Genomic DNA, 19,940 nt, shown 5'->3' with positions numbered 1-19,940 from the left:
CCATGGCGAGCGGCGGCACTACAACATGGCGCTCAGTTCGACCTGAATCTTGATCAGCGCCGGCAGGCAGCGCTCCACGATATCTTCCAGCGGCATCCGTGCAGCGTGCACGCTGACATTCATGGCGGCCACGGTATCGCCACGGAAATTCCGGAGCGGCACGGCGATGGTGCGCAAACCGAGTTCCAGTTCCTGATCCACCAAGGCATAGCCTTGCGCTCTGGCCCGTGCGATTTCCAGCGCCAGCCGTTCTTTGTTGACGATGGTGTGGGCAGTGATCGGTTCCGGTACCAGTCGCGCCAGAAAGGCATCGATCATGTCTGGCGGCAAACTGGCCAGCAACATGCGGCCATTGGCAGTGCAAAAGGCCGGCACCCGGGTGCCCGGCTGCAAGGTGGTGGATACCAGCCGGCCGCCGCTGACTGCGGCCACGCACACCAGTTGATCATCATCGAGCACACCGGCCGACACCGCTTCCTGCAGGCTCGCCGCCAGCCGGTACAACAGCGGTTGCACGATGCGCGGCAAGCGCGCCGAATGCAGATACGACTGCCCCAGACGCAGCACCATCGGTGTCAGGGAAAACAGTTTTTGTTCATGCCGCACATACCCCAGATGGGCCAGCGTAATCAGATAGCGACGCGCCGCCGCGCGGGTCAGTCCGGTGCGTTGCGCTACCTCGCTGATGGTCAGGCGCGAGCGTTCCTGGTCGAATGCTTCGATCACTTGCAAGCCTTTTTCGAGGCCGGCAATCAGATCGCGCTTGTGCGGTGCGGCAACGGCAAGGACATCATCCGTGGCGGCGGCATTGTCATCACTGCGGTTGGTATTTGAGGGTGGCATGGTCAGATATCCGTCAATTTGGGCGATTGTCGCACAAATCGGGCGAATGGCGAATGCCGGTAGCAGAATCCATCTTGATTGCTGCCAGTCCATTGCCTAGTATCAGGTCACCGTTACTCAAGACGATGCTATTCGCACACATGGTGGCGCTGCGCACCATTCATATAAAGGAGATTTGCGTTGAACTTCGATGCCATCGAACCCGGTGTCTGGCCGGACCTGATATACCCTCCCTACAAATCCACGGTCAAGCGCGGCCCCACGTTGCCGCCGTTGCGCATCAAGGCGGAAGCGCCGACCCATGAAAACCTGCTGGTCTCGCCCGCACTGATCTTGCCCAACGACACCGATCTGACGGCACAAGGCGACGGCGAGCCGCTCGGCGAAAAAATCGTGGTCACCGGCCGCGTGCTCGATGAAGATGGCAAACCGGTGCGCAACTCGTTGCTGGAAGTATGGCAATGCAATTCGGCCGGCCGCTACTGGCACAAACGCGACCAGCATGACGCGCCGCTGGATCCGAATTTCCATGGCTTCGGCAAGATGCTGACCGACGCCGACGGCCGCTACCGCTTTGTCACCATCAAGCCGGGTCCATATCCGTGGGGTAACCATCACAAGGCATGGCGTCCGGCGCACATCCATTTTTCGATGTTCGGCAATGTCTATGCGCAGCGTCTGGTGACGCAAATGTATTTCCCGGGTGATCCGCTGTTCGATTTCGATCCGATCTTCCAGAGCATTCCCGACGCCGCTGCCCGGCAACGCCTGATTTCGCGCTTCAGCATGGATGAAACCGTGGACGACAAAATGCTCGGCTACGAATTCGATATCGTGTTGCGCGGCCGCGATGCCACGCCGATGGGACTGTGATCCCGTCCATGCCAAAGGAAAATATATGACCAGTAAAATTACCACCTCGCAAACCATCGGCCCGTTCCCGCATGAAGCATGGCACTGGGGCGTGGATGCCACCGCCGCCGTCAGCAGCACGGCATCGACCGTCACCATCAGCGGCATCCTGTTCGACGGCGACGACACACCGATCAACGACGGCTGGATCGAAGCCTGGCTGCCGACCGCCAACACGGTGGAAGCCAGTCATGCCCTGCCCGGCTTCCGGCGGGTACCGACCAACGATCAGGGCGGTTTCAGCGTCAATGTTTCGCTGCCGCAAACCAGCGTCGCCGGCGAGCCGGTGATGTATGTCACGGTCTTCGCGCGCGGCCTGATCAAGCATCAGTTCACGGCCGTGTTTCTCGACGATGACCAGGGTCTGGCACAATCGGCCATACTGGCGCAGGTGCCGGCCGAGCGGCGCGATACCCTGATCGCCCGCAAGCAGGCCGATGGCAGTTATCAATGGGATATCCGGATGCAAGGCGCCACAGAAACGGTATTCTTCGATTACGTCTGAACGCAGCAGCCGGCCAGCGCCTGTGACATCGAAACCGGTGTCGCAGGCGTCTTGCTTTCTTATTTACCCTGACTAATGAGACTACCGTGAGCGTTTCCCTATTCGACAGTTTTCTCAGTACGCCTGACATGATCGCGGTATTTGACGATGCCTCGGTGGTGCAGGCGATGTTTCGTTTTGAAGACGCACTGGCACAGGCGCAAGCCGCCGAACAGATCATCCCGGAAGCCGCCGCGCGCACCATCGCCAGCGTCTGCAATGCGCAGTTGTACGATATCCCCGCCATCATTCATGCCGGCCGCCGCGCCGGCAGCCTGGCAATTCCGCTGGTCAAGGAACTGACCAAAACGGTCGCCCTCTACAGTGAAGAATCAGCCACGCATGTCCATTGGGGCAGCACCAGTCAAGACGTCATCGATACCGCCATGGTGCTGGTCACGCGTGATGCCTTGCGCCTGATCGATCGCGACTTGGGCAGCCTCAGCGCACATTTGCTGCGACTGGCGCAGACCCATCTGGCGACACCGGTGTTGGCACGTACCTTGATGCAACCGGCGCAAGTCACCAGTTTCGGCTTCAAGCTGACCGGCTGGCTGGCGCCGCTGGTGCGCGCCCGCAGTCAGTTGCGTACCGTCAGCGCGCGCGCCTTGCAATTGCAATTGGGTGGCGCCGTCGGCACGCTGGCGGTGATGGGCAGCGCCGGCCCGGCAGTGGCGGCACGCATGGCGCAGCAGCTCGACATCAAGGCCGCCGATGCCGCCTGGCATACCCAGCGCGACGAATGGGTCCGGCTCGGCATGGAAGTTGCCGTGCTGGTGGGCAGTCTCGGCAAACTGGCAACCGACCTCAGCCTGATGGCGCAAGGTGAAATCGCCGAACTGGCGGAACCTTCCGGCAATGGCCGTGGCGGCTCATCAGCCATGCCGCACAAACGCAATCCGGTATCGGCCATGATCGCGCTGGCCGCCGCCACCCGCACGCCGCATCAGGCTGCGGCCCTGCTCGCCAGCATGGGCCAGCAACATGAGCGCGGCCTCGGCAACTGGCAAGCCGAGCTGGCAGAATGGCCTGCCTTGTTCTTGAGTGCCCACGGTGCACTGAGCGCACTCAACGAAGCCTTTGCCGGTTTGCATATCGACAGCGTGCGCATGCAGCGCAATATCGACAGCTTGCAAGGTCTGGTGTTTGCCGAAGCCGCCTCGATTTATCTGGCAGCCAGCATCGGCCGCCCGCGCGCCCATGCCCTGCTGGAACAACTGACACAGCAAACCGTGGCCAGCGGCCGGCAACTGGCCGATGTGCTGGGCGCGGCGGTGGAAGCCGATGCGGCCTTGCATACCGCCATCGACATGACACAACTGCGCCGCCTGTTTGATGCAGTGGCCGCCACCGCACCGGCGCAAGCACTGGCGCACACGCAATTGCAACAACTGCAGCAACAGATTGCCGCACTCGACGCGGCCTCTGCACCGTAACCACTTACCTTCTTGCGAGTACTTACATGAGCTACGATCCTCTCGACCATGACTTCGAACGCGGCATGCGCAATCGCCGGGCAGTGCTGGGCGACGCCTGGGTAGACCGGTCGGTGGCCAACGCCACCAACTTCAATGCCGAATTCCAACATCTGATCACGCGCTTTGCCTGGAATGAAATCTGGGGCCGTCCCGGACTCGAACCAAAGACCCGCCGCATCATCGTGCTGGCGATCACGATTGCGCTGGGGCGCTGGGAAGAATTCGAATTGCATGTGCGCGCCGGTTTGCTCGGTGATGCCGAAACGCGCCTGACGCCGGATGAAATGAAAGAAGTGCTGATCCAGTCCGCGATCTATGCCGGCGTCCCGGCCGGCAATACCGCCTTCACGCATGCGCAACAAATCCTGCGCGAAGTCGGGGAACAGATCGGCTATACCGTGACGCCGCTGGCGCCGACACTGACCAGCCATCCCGGCATTGGCCGCGAATACCGCAGCAGCGGCAAGCCCGCCCTGCATTACAGCGTGCGCGCCCCGCGCAATGGCAAAATCCCGCGTCACACGATTGTGCTGAGCCATGCGCTCGGTTGCGATCTGACGATGTGGGACAGCCTGGCCAATGAACTGGCCGCCGATTGCCGCGTGGTCACTTACGACCAGCGCGGACATGGCAGTTCAGATGCCCCCGCCGGCTTGTATGAGATCGCCGATCTGGCCGACGATGCTGCGCGACTGCTGCGCGAACTGGATACCGGCCCGGTGCTGTGGATCGGCTTGTCGATGGGCGGCATGGTTGGTCAGGAACTGGCGATCCGCCATCCGTCACTGATCAATGCCCTGGTGATTGCCAACTCGACTTCAGCCTATCCCGAAGCCGCACGCGAAGCCTGGCGTCAACGCATTGCCACGGTGCGCGAAGACGGCATCGAAGCAGTGGCCGATGCCGTCATGGGACGCTACTTCAACGACCAGTTCCGCAGCGAGAAAGCCGCGACCGTGGGCCGCTTCCGCGAGCGCCTGACCAGCACCGACGCCGACGGCTACATGGGTTGCTGCCATGCGGTCGGCAACGTCGACACCACGGCCAGAATCGGCGCCATCAAGGCCACCACACTGGTGATCGCCGGTGCCCTCGACCAGGGCACGCCGGTTGCGATGGCGCAATTGCTAGCCGATACCATTCCCGGTGCCCGCCTGGAAGTGCTGGCCGACGCCTCGCACCTGAGCGCGATTGAACAGCCGCGCGCATTTGCCGATTGCGTCAAGGCCTTCATGCAGACCTTGTGATCTGCGCTGGCCGCTGCACCATCGGCAACGGCCAGCGATGTGCCCGTTAACGCAATGGCACATTGACCCCGAACAGGATCGATGAATAGCGTCCCTGACCGACGTTGAGGTTGCTGCTGTAATCGACGATCAGCGACATGCCGCCCGACATCAGCAAGCGCATGCCGAGGCCGGCGGTCCAGTTGCCGGTGAAGCTGTCGTCCGAGCGGATCACATAGGCCTTTTTCTTCGACGCCAGATCGGCATACGAGATTCCTGCTTCGCCGGCCCCGGAAAATTGCCGGCGGTACTCCACCCGCGCACGCGGCGTCCACATGCCGGAACGGCTCAGATACTGGCCCTCGGTACGCAGGCCGAAGGTGCCGCTGGTGGTCCGCACTTGTTGCTTGAAGTACGTCAGCGCATTGTTGCCGGCGGCAGCTTCGGTATATTGACCCAGCGTGGTGGATGCCAGATCGAGCTTGCCATAGGGCGACCACATCCAGCTTTCGCCACGGAATTCGTAACCGCCCGCCAGTGCCACGAACACTTGCTGGCCGTGGCGCTGGCCGGTAGCGAAACTGCCGTCGCCGGTGATGTAGCGGGTCGAGTCGAAGTTCAATGCACCGTAGCCGAGCATGCCGTCGATGAAGATGTCCGGTGTCGGTCGCACACTGCCGTAGACCGCTGCTACCATACTCTGCCCGATGCTCTTGCTGCCGCTGTCGCCGATGTCGCTGCGATCCCGGCTATAGCCGGTGCCGACGCCGATCGTGAGCTGATCGCTGAGGCGATAATCGGCACCCATGCTGACGCCGTTGGTGGTGAAGCGGAAACCTTCCTGCTGGCCATTGGCATTGCGTTGACCAAAGTCGACCGTGCCGGCGATCCATAGCGACAACTCTTGTTTTTCCTGTTCTGACTTGGCCGGCAATTCCGGCAACGCGGCCAGGTCCTGGCTATTGCTTGCCGACGCTCTGGTACCGGTTTTCCCGGCCTGGCTCAACAGCGGCCAGCCCACTTTGCGCATGCCTGCCTGCAACGGTGAACCGGCCACGCGATCCACTTCGTCGTCGCTCCATTGCGCCAGCAGCGGTTTGACAGGCGTGGCCGGCTGTGAAAATCCCAGACCAAAACTGGACTGAGCCCAGCCGGATCCGTGCAAGCTCTCAAGGCGGCGACTGAAGTTGCCCAACTGCGCGGTCGCGAAACGGCTGGCACTCTGGGCGTGGGCCGCCACGATGCCTTTGACCTGAACATCATTGGTCGCATTGATGCGGGCGCCGATAGTGATGGTGACAGTCGCCGCCATCGATTGCCCCGACGCATTGCTCAGCGTGTAGGTCACCGTCGCCACACCGGAAAACGCTGCTGCCGGCGTGAAGTTCAACCGGTAAGAAGGACTGCCGGCATTGACAATGGCGACGGTGCCGGCAGCCGCAGGGTTGAGCACGCCGAGGGTCGCAGCGGTGAACGGTCCGCCGCTGGCGCCGGCCATCAGATCGACCGCCACCGCAGCGCCGGCCGCGCCGGACACACTCTGGTTGAGCGCCACCGGCACTATGCCGACGCGGACCGTGGCCGTGATGGCGGCTGACGGGCCAAATACGTTCGACACCGCATATGTAAATTGCACGTTGCCGCTGAAACCGTTGACGGCGGTGTAGACAATGTCAGTGCCATTGACTGCGACACTGCCCGAGGCCGGTGCGCTGAACAAGGTCACCGCAGTGATCGGGCCGTTGGCCGCAGCAGCGCCGACGTGCAGTGTCACCGACTGGCCCGGCGCGACGCTGGCACTTTGCGGCGCCGAGGTCGGTACTGCCAGAGCGGCGACAGTGACGCTGACGGTGGCAGGAGCCGAGGTGCCGCCGGGACCGGTTGCGGCGTAAGTGAAACTGTCACTGCCGAAATAATTGGCGGCCGGCGTGTAGAGCACGTTCAGGCCGCTGACCACTGCCGTGCCGTGTGCCGGCGCAGTGATCACGACGATGCTGGTGATGGCGCCGCTGTCATTGCTGGTCACCGGCACCGTCACCGCCTGGTTGGCATTGGTACTGACGCTGTCAGCGACCACGACCGGAATCGCCTGCCCTGCCGTGAGCGTGAATGTTTGCGTTTTGATGAACGGCGTCGGCGTGCTGCTGTCGGTGGCCGATGCCGTCACGGAGAAACTGCCGTTCTGCGTTGGCGTACCGGAGATGGTCGCACTGGTGGTGCTCGTGGTGTATGTCAGGCCGCTCGGCAGACCCGTCACGGTGATCGCGGTATACGGCGCATTGCCCCCGCTCCAGGTCAGTGTCTGGCTGTAATTTGCGCCCTGCACTGCGCTCCATGTGGTCGACGGTGTGATAACCAGGGTCGGGGCGCTGATGGTGACGATGATGGTCGCCGGGTTCGAGGTGCCAATGGCATTGGTCGCTGTGTAGCTGAAAGTATCGGTGCCACTGTAGCCTGCCGTCGGCGTATAGGTAAAACCGTTGATGCCGGCTGTCGCCACCGCGCCATGCAGCGCCGCCGTCGTAATGGTCAGTGTGGTTGGCGTACCGCCGCTGAGCGAGGCACTGATGCCGTTGCCACTGCTGCTGTAGCCAACCGTGGAGGCACTGTTGGCGGTCACCGGTTTGCCGGCACCGACCGTGCCGTTGTAGCTGTTTGTCGTGCTGAAGCTGCCGGCATCGGTTGACGTCACCGAAAACGTGTACGCGCCGGCGGTAGTTGGCGTGCCACTGATGAGCCCGCTGGTGGACAGACCCAGGCCGGGTGGCAACGTACCGTTCGCGGTATAGGTGTAGGGTGCGGTGCCGCCGGCGGTCGAGAGCTGCTGCGAGAAACTGATACCGACCTGGGGCGTGGTCAGCACGGATGGCGAGAGACCCAGCGACGGCGGGCTGACGGTCAGTGTGTAGTTGACCGAGACATTGAACGGCGCACCGGCCCCGGTAGAACTGTCGACGGCCCGGATCGTGAAATTGAACGTGCCGGCTTGCGTTGGCGTACCCGATACGGTGCCGGCATTGAAACTCAACCCGAGCGGCAAGCTGCCGTTGCTCATGCTGTAGGTGAACGCTGTGGCGCTGCCACCGGCGGTAAAGATCTGCGAGTACGCAATGCCGGCAGTGGCCGACAACGCAGAGGGCGGAGCCATGGTCAGCACCGGCGGCGACACGGTAATCGACACGGTCGCGGAACCAGAGGTGCCGACGGCATTGGTGGCGGTATAGGTAAACGCGTCCGGCCCGGCATAACCGGCCGTCGGCGTATAGCTGAACAACGCTGCACTGAGCGCGCTGACCGTACCGTGCGACGGACCGGTACCGACCGTCAGCGAAGTCGCCGTGCCACCACCGAGAGATGCAGCAATCGTGGCGCTGCCGGCACCGGTGCTGTAAGCGACCGTAGTGGCGACCGGATTCGCCACCGGCGCACCGGCACCGACGTTGCTGGCGAAGTTCTGGACGCCGGTGAAACCGTTGCTGTCCACAGCGGTGATTCCGAAGAAATAGGCGCCGGCTACGGTCGGCGTACCGGTGATGCTGCCGTCAGCGGCCAGGATCAAGCCGGTCGGCAGTGAACCACTGGTGACCGCATACATGTAAGGGCCCACGCCACCGCTGGCGCTCGCTTGCAGAGAAGCAGGCATACCGCGTTGCAGCGTGGCCGCGGGAATCGACACGCGGATTACGGGGTTCGTCACCGTCAGTGTGTAATCGCGAGCGCCTGGCACCGCCGTGCCGGTGGAACTATCTGTCGCGGTGATCTTGACGGAATAGGTTCCGCCCTGGAGCGGCGTTCCCGACAAGGTTCTGGTAGCGCTGTTGAAACTCAGGCCGACAGGCAAGACACCGGTCTGGGCAAAGGTGTAGGGACCAGTACCGCCACTGGCGCTGAATACCTGAGTGTACTGCTGCTCTCCCGTCGCATTGAGCGCCGTGCCGGCGGGCGAGACGGTGATCACGGGCGTAGTAACCGTGAGATTCACCGATGCCGGCGCCGAGGTGCCACCGGCATTGGTGGCGGTGTAGGTAAACGCATCCGGGCCGTTATAACCGGCAGTCGGCGTGTACTTGATGGTGGTACCGCTGACGCTGGTGGTGCCGTGCGATGGTGCCCCGGCAACTGCCACCGAAGTGGCGGTACCGCCACTGAGCGACAGCGTCACCGGGTTCAGGCTGCTGTTGTACGGTATGCTCAGGCTGACCGCGCCAGCCACCGGTGGCGGCGGCGGCGGGTCGACGATCATGCTGTAAGCCGCCTGATTGACTGTCGCCATAACGCCGGTGCTGTCGGTCACGATGATGGTAAAGGATTTGGTGCCGGCGGTTGTCGGCGTGCCGGTAATCAGGCCGGTGTTGCTCAGCGACAGCCCGGTCGGCAAGCTGGCGCCGTTGTCCACCACATAGCTGTATGGCGCGATGCCGCCGCTGGTACTCAGTTGCTGCGAGTACGAGGTATTGACCATGCCGTTGGGAAGCGATGCCGGCGTGGTGGTCAGCGTCGCCGCCCCGACCGTCAACTGATACTGCTTGGTGAGTATGTTCGGCGGCACCGACGCGTCAGTGACCTGCACCGTGAAATTGTAAGTGCCACGCGTAATCGGTATCCCCGAAAAAGTACCGGCGGCATTCATCGTCACGGCGTTCGGCAATGAGCCGGCAACCAGCGCATAGGTATACGGCGCGGTGCCGCCGGTGGTGGTCATTTGCTGCGAAAAATTTTGGGCGACGGTCGGATTAGCGGATGCCGTCGGCGAGATCGTCAGCGGCGACGTCGGTGCGGCAATCGTGATGTTGAAGGTCATCTCATTATTGCTCTCGTCCTTGGCAGTAAAGGTATCCGTGAGCTGACCGTTGCCGCTGTTGGAATAGATGATGTAGGTGTTGGTGTCGCCCTCTGACGGATTCGCCGCAACGATAATGCCGTTGGCGGGATAGACAAGAATGCCGTCCCAGCCGAATCTCGAACAGCCGCCGATATTGAACACGATCTGCACCTGCTGCCCTGCGGCGACGCTGGCATTGATGGTGCCGCAAGGAGAAACCCCGGCCCAGGCCGCACTGAACCAGGCAGACAACAGCATCACCATCAGTGCGGCGGTCATTGCAACGAGCGCCGGCAATACGGTGCGCACGGCACGGACAGCGCGGAAAGAACCCGCAGCGATATCGCCTGCACGCCGCCACGAGGACGTCGGCTGCAATCGGCAAAACCGGCGCGTGTCGCCCTGATGGTTGAGTTGAAACATGCATTCCCCCTGGATGACGTGCAATTTGTTCTGGAGCAGATATCCGATTTTTATTCAGCGCACGGCTGTTTCTGTTGCGTTACCCGATCCAGCCGCCGTTGTTGATATTGCGAGTGACGTTGCCGACTGCCGGCGGCATGCAGCCCGATTGATCATTGCCGGTGACCATGCCCGCTTTTTGAAGTCACGCGAGTATATGAGTTTGTGCCGCGGTTGTCTGTAGCACAAACACGCTACAGGCAACCGCTGACACCGTCGCCGGTGTTGTCAGTCGCCGCCGGGGGAAATGGTGCATCGCGGCGATATTTTCTTGTCCGATGGACAAGATCAGTCGCTTCAAACTGCCGTTCGCCGCCGTTGAACGGCACCTGCCGGCAGCGCCGCGTTCGCCCCGGCCAATAAATTTTCGGGAATATGCGGTGCTTGTCAGCTACCATTCCCTCTTCGATAAAGGGAAAAACGAACCATGGGCATACTTGATGAGGCGATACGCGAGATAGCGCTGGAGAAACAAGCAGCAGAGGATGACGCCTGGCAAGCGCTGGAGGATTTTGACATGATCACATCCAGAGCCGTTGACACGGTAAAGAAGACGGTTGCCGCATTGCGGGTCGAATTGCAGGCCGCCGATTGGTGGGCCGGTGAATTGAGCGAAGATAACCAAAAGCCGGCGTACCTGAGCCTGAGTTTTCGTCTCCGGCGGCATGCAAACAATCCGGATCTGGTGACGAATCCCGATTATTCCTACTCCATCAAATTTGATGCTTTGGGCAGCGCCACTCGCACCATCGGTGCCATCGATCCGTTGCTGGAGCCGCTGGAATTTCGCGGTGTGGCCAGACAAGATTTTGGCGCGGATCTGGAAAAGGATTTCAAGCTTTTCCTGAAAGCGATTCTGCACCGGCATTAGGAGACGGAAGAGGCTATCGGCCAGAGCCCGTCATTCTTCCGCAGGCCTTCTGCGTGTCATTTCAGCGCGTCTTGAAATCCCCCGCTCACCTGCCCTCTGACGATCAGCATCCTGATCCTGATACCGACAGCAAGTATTGCACGCGGGAGTTCACCGCCGGCATGCCGCGCAGCCACCAACCGGCGATATCAAATCAAACCGATACCTGTACCGAATAAATTGCAGCCATTGTTCGTCCATACACCAGCCCCCCGCACCGCACCGTGTTGCCGGTCCCGCATTGATGCCGTGATGATGCTGCGCAACGTGGCACGGGCAGCCCTCGCTGCGGATATAAATTTGCCACTGGCGTTGAACATTTCCCCGCGTGGTGCGTCCATACCACCTTTTGACGAGCCATGGCGGCGCTGTCTCCAGGCGTCGATGCCCTTTATTTCCGACCAACGCATTTTTCAACAAAAAGGATATCAATGCGAAGCCGAAACCATTCGCTTGCTGCGCTCCTGCTCTTGTCCGCGGCCGGTGCCGCGCCTCTGACGCAGGCTGCCGATGCCGCCGCGTTATGCACCGCCGATCTGAAGGTGGACAAGGAACAACTGGCGGCCCGCCTGCTTGCCACCTATCCGGTGAGCACCGCCTATTTGTCGGTAGGCGACCAGCCGGCGCCGCTGTCATCATTCCGGGCACTGGCTGCATGGCTGATCAAGAAACATGCCGTCGCAACAACCGCCGGCGGCACGTGCCAGGGCGACAGTTGCAACGCCGGCCACATCGCGGCAGACCTGCAAAGCCTGCTCGATGGCAAGGATGCCCAATTCAAACCGGTCAGCGGTGCCGTCGCCGCCACCTTCTTCGACGCCGATAACCGCAGCAATCTGGTGTGTGCGCAGCCCCAGGCCCGGCTCAGCTTGCCGCATGCCGCAGCGGCAGCCAGCATGACCACTGCGCCGGTGGCGGCAGTCGCAGCGGCCGGCACCAGCGCGCCGGCCCCGGCCGCCACACCGGAAAAACCTCAGCCGGACTGGCTCGATCCGGTGCGCATACGCGGCAATCCCGACCAGTTATCCGTCGATCGCAGCAACAAGGCCGCCTATGCATCGGTCGACCGCGCCCATCTGACATTGTCCAACGATGACGTGGCGCAATCGCGCACCAACGACATCGTGGTCTACACCGGCTACTCCTTCGACAAACGCCCGATGGACAGCAACGGCAGTACCTACGAAGCGGTGCCTTATGTCGGCTTCAAACAAAACCGTGAGACCACTTACACCGGCAACGGCACCTCGGTGGAAACCTCCCGCAGCGGTCAGGTCGGTATGCTGTCGGCATTCCACTTTGCACATCCCGATTCGGCCAATACCGAAGACCTGACCGCGCGGCCGGACTACCTCATCAACAGCACCGACGGCAGCCGGCTGTTCACCCTCAACTTCACCTACACCATGGTGCGACCGGGCCTCCTCAACGATTTCATCCGCTGGGACAACGGCCTGGCATTCAAGCCGATCCTGATCGCCCAGAGTCGCAACGGTATGTATGTCAATCGCGGCGACGCCACGGTGTACGATGAACACCAAAACTTCATCCGCCTCGGGGTACAGGCAGGCTTCACGCTGGCATCGACCAATCCCAGACTGCCTTTTGATTTCACCACTACCTATACCGGCCTCAAGGCGTTGCAAGGCTCGCAGAGCATCCATTACTGGAGAGGCGCGCTGACCTACAACTTCAACCAGAACGTGGGACTGAGCCTGGAATATTCCAACGGCCTGTTGCCGGACACGGGCGACGACGAACGCAAATGGGGCCTGGGCATTTCGACCAAGTTTTAAGCTGCCACGCAACATGCCGCAGGCATCCGGCTCAATGGCCGGTTGCCTGCGGCCGGTGGTGATGGCGGAAAGCGGTGATATCTGTCACCGCCGCCCGCAACGGCCGCGCTTGTAAAATAATCTGAATATCACTTTGAATCAGCAATCTCAATGCAACCATTCCTGTATGAAGGACTTGTGTTTCGCGCGTTTGACGACAGCGACGCAGAAAATTTCGCTGCCGCGGCACGTGAATCGGTGGACTCCGCAGGTCAATGGATGTCCTGGTGCAATCCCGCTTTTTCCAGGCAAGATGCCCTTGACTGGTTCCAGCTTTGCCGGGTTGCTTTTGCGGCTGGTTCCGCCCACGAGTTCGGCGCTTTCCCGGCAGCGACCGGTGAATTCCTGGGCGGCGCAGGCTTGAATGCCATCAACCATGAACATCTCTTTTGCAATCTTGGATATTGGGTGCGCCAGTCTGCCCAAAGGCGGGGTGTGGCGTTGCGCAGTGTCAGGGCATTGGCCCGCTGTGCATTCAACACTCTTGGCATGCAGCGCGTCGAAATCGTGATCGCCAGTGGCAATATCCCCAGCGCAGGTGTCGCCCACAAATCCGGCGCGCAATTTGAATGTGTGGCTCAGAATCGTTTACAACTGCATGGCGTTGCCGTGTCTGCATCTGTTTTTTCCATTCTGCCTTGGCAGGTTGCCTTCACCGGTTGAAGCCGCCGCCGGTAACGGACATGCTGCCGAATCTGTCGCGCAATACACGCTCTCAAAAAAACGGATCGGGCCAACTCCCCCCGCCGGATCTCCCCTCGGCGTTCTGCCCGACGACCAGCTCTTCTTGAACCACGCTGATGTTGCTGGCGTATCTCTTTCTCATTACGATATTTTTGCTTCAAAAGCGACAGCGCGTGAACACGTTCCAAGAACGCGCGCAATCTGGCGGCATGGAATATCAACCACCACCATTGCGTTCGCGGCCTTGCCTGATACGGAGGCGCATGCGCAAGCCCGGTGCCCGCTGACTTGTCCGGAGCTGTGATCCTTGCCATAATCAAAGGCTTTCGTTCGTACACGCTGACGCCGAGGCACTGCAAACAGCACAAATCACCATGGAGAAAAAAATGCGATGGAGTGCAAGCACCTTGAGACAACAGGCAATCTGCTTGTTCCTGATATGCGGTTTATGCGGCTGCTCTGGCGTTACTACGCTGCCAGCAGACACCACGCATTATGCGTTTTCCCTGGAGCACGACACGCTGGAAATGAAAGATGGCGTGCGTTTGGCCGTGACCTACTATCGCCCCGCAGCCAAAACGGCCGGCGAAACTTTCCCGGTCATTATGGAAATGGTGCCCTATCGCAAGGATGATTTTTTCGCGCTGGGTGATTATGGATATGGCGCCTATTTTGCCAAGCGTGGCTATGTCGTTGCCCGGGTGGATGTGCGCGGTACAGGAGGCAGCGAAGGCAGTATTCCTGTCAGCGAGTATTCCGAAGCGGAGATTACCGATGCCGAGGAATTGATCGCACAGCTCTCCAAAAAGAACTGGTCGAATGGCAATGTGGGCATGTATGGCATTTCGTGGAGCGCCTTCAATTCCCTGATGACCGCTCACAGGAAACCGCCTGCGCTCAAGGCCATTATTGCCGCGCATGGGTCGGCTGATCTTTTTTACAACGACGTTCATTACATTGACGGCGCGTTGCATATCGATTCCTACGCACATCAAATCGATACCGACAATTCGATGCCGCAAAGTCCGGACTACCGCATTGACGAAAATTATTTCCGAAATCGCTTCGACCGGGAACCCTGGATATTCACGTGGCTGCGTCAGCAACAGGATGGCAATTTCTGGCGCAAGGAGTCGGTCAAATTCAAAGCGCCGCTGGAAGTTCCAGCCTATCTGATCGGTGGCTTGCTCGACGGCTACCGCGATTTCGTGGCAGAGGTGGCCCAAACCTCCAAGGCGCCGGTCATTGCGGACATGGGACCATGGAACCACGCCTGGCCTGAATACGGCGTGCCCGGCCCCAACTACGAGTGGCGGCAAAAGGCGGTGCGCTGGTGGGATTACTGGCTCAAAGGCAAAGACAACGGTATTTTGGAGGAACCCCGCTGGACGGCATTCATGCGTACCGGGCACCCGCCTGCCACCGATCTGGAGACCGTCCCCGGTTATTGGCGTTGCGACCAGCAATGGCCATGGAACAGCAGTACCGGCCAACGCCTTTATCCGCAAACCGCGCAGCAACTGGGCAATACGCCTTCAGCGCAGGAGACGACCCAAACCCTGCTCTACCGCGCTGGTGCCGGCATGGGCGCGGGCGGTTGGTGGGGCGAACAAACGGGCGACATGGCAGCGGACGATGCCCATAGCCTGGTCTACGATTCAGCCCCGTTGACCGAAGCCATGGAAATCATGGGCATGCCGCAAGTGCGCTTGCGCGTGGCCGCAGATGCGTCGTTTTATCAGTGGACGGTGCGTCTGGAAGACGTTGCGCCGGATGGCAAGGTGTCCCTGGTCAGCGGTGCGATCATCAATCCTTCGCAGCGTGTTTCACGGCTTGCGCCTGAAGCATTGATACACGGCACACCGGCTACGCTGGCCACCTCGATTCACTTCACCACCTGGCGCTTCAAACCGGGTCATCGCATCCGCCTGGCCGTCGCCAATGCGCAATTTCCGATGATCTGGCCCAGCCCCACGGCAGGCACTACCAGTCTTTTATTGGGCGGCGACACATGGATCGAGTTGCCGGCCGTACCCGTGCAGAACGAAACCAAGTACGCCTGCCGCCTGGCCGCGGTCGAATCGAATGACGCCGCGCCCTTTGGCAAAGAGCTGGGAAGGAACGGGCCGGTTTTCAGGCGCGTTCGCAATGAACAAACCGGTGATTCGACCTTCTCGACCGCCAGCGACGTGACCTGGACCATTCGTGACAACCAATACAAGTCCGGCGAATCATACCGATGGGAAGTCAATGACGCCAAGCCGGCCAACGCCCGCTACCAGGGCGAGCGCAGAAATGTGTTCACCATCGCGGACAAGGAAATAGATCTCTCGACCCGGGCGCTGATCGAGTCGGATGCCTCCTATTTTCACATCACTTTCACCAAGACCTTGCGGCAAAATGGCAGCTTGGTCAGGGAAAAGACGTGGACTGACCACATTCCACGGGTGTATCAGTAAGGGAGGGTAAGGAAGGATCTCCTCTTCTTGAACGTCCGCCGATGGATAACGTTGAAAAGCTGATGATATTTGCTTCAGATATTGCCGCTCAAGCTCCTTGGCCGCAAGTCCGTGCAATAGCAGCTCCATTGACCGAACCTCTTAGTGAAGCGGATAAGATTAGCCTTGCGCCTTATTTGTGTTGGCCACGAGCAATATCTATGACTTTTTAATTCGTCCGCAGTCGGCCAGAACCGGACTTAATGATCAAAAAAAGTTACCAAGGAAAATATGAAGGTCGTTGCATGATGGACAGGTTGGGGGGTGCTAACATTGGCCCCTTCTTTGAACTCACCTTCCTCTCCTTGGCAGATGCACGGACGCACTGGGAGTCGTAGCGAAACGTGGTCGATGGATGCTCGCCGGAAGATATGAAGGGTGCGAGCCACTTCTGCAAGTCGGCAAAAGCTGGTGCGATCAAGGAGATCTACGCGAACAAATGCTGGATTATTCCGTCAACCACCTTATTTCCCGTATGTCAGATAATTTTCTGTGTTTTGTACCAACTGACCCTCTGTTCGTTCCAAATGGCGAGGCCATATTAGCTGCAAAAGAAATGTTGGCGTCGCTATTTCCGCTAGCGGAATCGATTATTGCTACTGAACATTCGGACGTTGCATTCATTGACGCTGGTGAGAATTGGGACGGAGTTCGCTGTCCGATGTGCAAATCGGATATGGAGGCTTGGTGGAATGACGCAATGTCGGAAGCGTATAAAAGGAAATTTTCCAACCTAATTGTTCGTACTCAATGCTGCGAAAAAAGTGTATCCCTTAATAAGCTTGCCTATGTGTGGCCAGTCGCCTTCGCTAAATTCGTCTTGGAAGTGATGAATCCAAATGTCATTAGAATTGAGGAAAAAGGTCTGACAAGACTGAGCCAAATATTAGGATGTGAGATAAAAGAAATTATTGCACGCGTTTAGTTTCCGAAAGTCCACAATCGTCCAGTAACGGACATGCAGCTGAAATCTGTCGCGTAATACACGTTCTCTTAAAAAGCCGATCGGGCCAATGCCACTCCCCTGCCATACACGGCCTGATCCCACCCTCAGCGTTCTGCCCGACCTGTCCGACGACTAGATCTTATTGAACCACTCGATCGCATCTGCGCCGGCCGGAACGCGGAATGCAGTCGAACCGTCTTGCACAACTTGCCAGACCGCCTCGGCAACATCAATCGAATGCGTCACTGCACCGGTGTAATTCTGAAACCCGGACATCACCGCATTCATCGTGGCCGCGTAATCTGCAGGAAATGTCTGGCTGACGCGTGCGCCGGCATTGGATGCAAACGCAGTCTCCGGCGCCATTCCCGGCAATACGACGCCGGCCCGGATGTTGAATTCAGCCAGTTCGAGCGCCAGCGATTCGGTGAATGCGACGATGGCTGCCTTGCTGGCTGTATAGACAGGAAGCAGCGGCAAGGCCTTCAGGGTCACGGAAGATGCCACATTGACGACAACGCCCGCTCTGCGTGCCCGAAACTGCGGCAAAAATGCTTGCGTCATGGCCATCGTACCGAACGTATTGGTTTCGAATACCTCGCGTACGGCTTCCATCGAGGTACTTTCGAACGGCCCGAGCATGCCGACGCCGGCGTTATTCACCAGAACATCCACCGGCCCCGCTTCTTCGACTGCGCGACGTATGCTGTCAGCATCAGTCACGTCCAGTTTCAACAGCCGCAAATATTCAGACTTTGGCAAAACGTCCTGATTCGGTGTACGCATGGTGGCGACTACGTTCCACTTGCGCTCCAAAAAATATCTGGCAATTTCCAGACCAAATCCGGAAGAGCAGCCAGTGATTAAAATGGTTTTCATGTAAATCCTTTCATCATCAGTAAGCCGTAACGATAGCCCTTGCCAGCCAAACCATCTACAATCAAAAGTCCCGAATTTGTTTGCGAGAGTCCAGAATGATTGATCCATTGGCTTCTGTCGTGGCGCTGCTGCAACCGAAAATGACGTTCTCAAAGATTGTGACCGGCGCCGGACGCTGGGGCGTGCGCGGTGAACTCATCGGCACGCGATTGTGTTGCTGCGTGGTGTTGGAAGGAAAACTGCGATATACGATCAATGAGGCTGAACTCATCGTCGAAGCTGGCGATTTCGTGCTGATTCCGTCAATGTCGACATTTTTGGCAACCAGCTTTGACGCTCCTGCCGAGGATGAATGGCAGTCCGAACCCGCGCTCCTGGAAAACGGCGAACACCGCAATGGATCGATATCAGCAGATGCCGACGTGAGAACACTGGTCGGCTTTTGCCGATTGACTTCGCCCGACTCCGCATTACTGTTGACGCTGCTCCCGAAGCTCGTCCATATTCGGGGAGACGTCCGTTTGTCAGCGCTGGTGCAACTCGTGATTGATGAATCACGCGCGCAGCGCCCGGCGCGGGAAGAGGTTCTCGCGCGCTTGCTGGAAGTCTTGTTGATTGAAGCGCTGCGCTCCTCAAACAATGCGGTGACCTCGCCCGGGCTGTTGCGCGGACTTGCCGATATCCGGCTGGCGAACGCAATCCGCTGCATCCATGAAAACCCGCAAGCGTCATGGACCGTTGCTCTGTTGGCGAAAGCATCCGCACTTTCCCGCTCGGCCTTTTTTGAACGATTCAGCAAAGCCGTGGGTGTCACACCGATGGACTACCTGTTGTCGTGGCGGATGGCAATGGCAAGAAATCTTCTTGAACGGAACGAGGCAATTACAGAGGTAGCGGCGCGTGTGGGTTACAGCTCATCAAGCACATTCACTGTCGCGTTCACGCGTCATACCGGCATGCCGCCCGGTCAATATGCCAAATCGTGGCATACCGTGGATAACTCGTCCGATGCGAACGTGTTTGCCAGTGCATGAGTTACTGTACGGGTGTCCGCTGTCGGCCATGAAACACATCAATGCAATGCCTGATGGCTTGCCGATTAACAGTCCCGCAGCGATGCCGCATCGGAAAATAGCTGCCGCATCACCGGAGATCGGCCCGCTATTCTTTGCCATCATGGAAAGGTCAAGTCCAAACCGAGCGTCCTGGCCAGGACGAAGGTGAGCAGCCCCAGGGCCAGGAGCGACAGCACGAAGATTGCGGCCACCTTGCCGCCCGCGCGCAGCACCGCGCGCTTTTCCTTCTTTTTATCCTTATCCTTCTTCCCTTGATCGTAATGCCACCTGATGGCGAAGTACATGCCCGTAGCGAGCACGAGCACCTTGAAGGTAACGAAGACTATCGGGACCCAGTCCAATTCCATCATTTTGCGTATTTCCAGACTATTACTTGACACTATCTATCGTGAGGAGCACTACCTCAAACCGCTGCATGATATCGCCCTTGAAGTCGCCCTATTCTAGGCTAAACAAACCGCGACCGACATTGGACATAAAGCCCTAGGACATAATGTCCTTACTGACTCATTCGACCTTTTTCCTGATGAGCTTGAGGTACCAGACCCGGCCTCAGACTCGCCGCGAACCCCTCCAGGCCTGGAAGACGTTGCGTTGCAGCAACCAGGAATGACGCCGGCTGTTTAGCGCTCCAATCAGTCGCGGAACAACATGCTTGTTGCCCCAGGCACTCCCCATCGCGCCCCCGGTGAATCCATCCTCCTTGAGAACCGTGCCGCAACAAATGGCGCAGGTTTGCGATGCATCAATACATTCCTTTGCCCGACGACATAAGCTGCCATCAGACTGCAAGCAAAGGAGCATGACAATGACAATGACAATGAC

The 19,940-nt window shown here is 59.3% G+C and carries 15 protein-coding genes; 10 read left to right on the top strand and 5 right to left on the bottom strand.

The window, feature by feature from the left end:
• Positions 1-18: 18 nt before the first annotated feature.
• Entirely contained in the window at positions 19-843 is an 825-nt protein-coding gene (locus tag AKL27_RS19085; protein WP_050464500.1) for an IclR family transcriptional regulator domain-containing protein, read from the bottom strand.
• Positions 844-1,023: 180 nt separating this feature from the next.
• Between AKL27_RS19085 and pcaH the strand changes: the two genes are divergently transcribed.
• The 4 genes from pcaH (at position 1,024) to pcaCD (ending at position 5,024) form a co-directional block, all read left to right on the top strand.
• Entirely contained in the window at positions 1,024-1,716 is a 693-nt protein-coding gene (gene pcaH / locus AKL27_RS19080; RefSeq protein WP_050464451.1) for a protocatechuate 3,4-dioxygenase subunit beta, read from the top strand.
• 25 nt (positions 1,717-1,741) lie between these two features.
• Positions 1,742-2,260, top strand: a complete 519-nt coding sequence (locus AKL27_RS19075; protein ID WP_050464450.1) for a peptidase associated/transthyretin-like domain-containing protein — start codon at positions 1,742-1,744, stop codon at positions 2,258-2,260.
• Positions 2,261-2,346: 86 nt separating this feature from the next.
• Positions 2,347-3,735, top strand: coding sequence for a 3-carboxy-cis,cis-muconate cycloisomerase (gene pcaB / locus AKL27_RS19070; RefSeq protein ID WP_050464449.1), 1,389 nt, complete (start codon positions 2,347-2,349; stop codon positions 3,733-3,735).
• A 26-nt stretch (positions 3,736-3,761) separates the two neighbouring features.
• A complete protein-coding gene (pcaCD, locus tag AKL27_RS19065; RefSeq protein ID WP_050464448.1) occupies positions 3,762-5,024 on the top strand; it encodes a bifunctional 4-carboxymuconolactone decarboxylase/3-oxoadipate enol-lactonase PcaCD in 1,263 nt (420 codons plus the stop codon).
• Positions 5,025-5,070: 46 nt separating this feature from the next.
• Here pcaCD and AKL27_RS19060 read toward each other — a convergent pair whose 3' ends face one another.
• Positions 5,071-10,248, bottom strand: a complete 5,178-nt coding sequence (locus AKL27_RS19060; protein ID WP_050464447.1) for a putative Ig domain-containing protein — start codon at positions 10,246-10,248, stop codon at positions 5,071-5,073.
• A gap of 466 nt (positions 10,249-10,714) precedes the next feature.
• On the opposite strand from AKL27_RS19060, the gene AKL27_RS19055 reads away from it, so the two are divergent.
• The 5 genes from AKL27_RS19055 (at position 10,715) to AKL27_RS19035 (ending at position 17,139) form a co-directional block, all read left to right on the top strand.
• Complete coding sequence (locus AKL27_RS19055) at positions 10,715-11,158, top strand: hypothetical protein (protein ID WP_050464446.1); 444 nt, start codon at positions 10,715-10,717, stop codon at positions 11,156-11,158.
• Between the two features lie 470 nt (positions 11,159-11,628).
• Positions 11,629-12,993, top strand: a complete 1,365-nt coding sequence (locus tag AKL27_RS19050; RefSeq protein ID WP_198156018.1) for a hypothetical protein — start codon at positions 11,629-11,631, stop codon at positions 12,991-12,993.
• A 150-nt stretch (positions 12,994-13,143) separates the two neighbouring features.
• Entirely contained in the window at positions 13,144-13,695 is a 552-nt protein-coding gene (locus AKL27_RS19045; RefSeq protein WP_050464445.1) for a GNAT family N-acetyltransferase, read from the top strand.
• A 407-nt stretch (positions 13,696-14,102) separates the two neighbouring features.
• Entirely contained in the window at positions 14,103-16,175 is a 2,073-nt protein-coding gene (locus AKL27_RS19040) for a CocE/NonD family hydrolase (protein WP_050464444.1), read from the top strand.
• A 478-nt stretch (positions 16,176-16,653) separates the two neighbouring features.
• Positions 16,654-17,139 carry a hypothetical protein gene (locus tag AKL27_RS19035; RefSeq protein WP_157057011.1) on the top strand — a complete coding sequence of 162 codons (486 nt, stop codon included), beginning with the start codon at positions 16,654-16,656 and terminating at the stop codon, positions 17,137-17,139.
• A 153-nt stretch (positions 17,140-17,292) separates the two neighbouring features.
• On the opposite strand, the gene AKL27_RS19030 is transcribed toward AKL27_RS19035, so the two are convergent.
• Positions 17,293-18,039: an SDR family oxidoreductase gene (locus AKL27_RS19030; protein WP_050464442.1), complete on the bottom strand. Its 747-nt coding sequence runs from the start codon at positions 18,037-18,039 to the stop codon at positions 17,293-17,295.
• A 95-nt stretch (positions 18,040-18,134) separates the two neighbouring features.
• Here AKL27_RS19030 and AKL27_RS19025 point away from each other — a divergent pair, with 95 nt between their 5' ends.
• A complete protein-coding gene (locus AKL27_RS19025) occupies positions 18,135-19,073 on the top strand; it encodes a helix-turn-helix transcriptional regulator (RefSeq protein WP_050464441.1) in 939 nt (312 codons plus the stop codon).
• A 140-nt stretch (positions 19,074-19,213) separates the two neighbouring features.
• On the opposite strand, the gene AKL27_RS19020 is transcribed toward AKL27_RS19025, so the two are convergent.
• Together AKL27_RS19020 and AKL27_RS28485 are read right to left on the bottom strand one after the other, a co-directional pair.
• The gene (locus AKL27_RS19020) at positions 19,214-19,465 is read right to left on the bottom strand and encodes a hypothetical protein (protein WP_050464440.1); all 252 of its coding nucleotides are present in this window, start codon (positions 19,463-19,465) and stop codon (positions 19,214-19,216) included.
• 202 nt (positions 19,466-19,667) lie between these two features.
• The coding region (locus tag AKL27_RS28485; protein ID WP_232311033.1) for a hypothetical protein at positions 19,668-19,940 on the bottom strand (273 nt) is incomplete at its 5' end.

Source organism: Herbaspirillum autotrophicum (genome assembly GCF_001189915.1).
In the GTDB taxonomy this organism is placed as follows: Bacteria; Pseudomonadota; Gammaproteobacteria; order Burkholderiales; family Burkholderiaceae_D; genus Herbaspirillum; species Herbaspirillum autotrophicum.
Note: the sequence above shows the minus strand (reverse complement) of the source record. Positions and strands in the feature narration are given on the sequence as shown.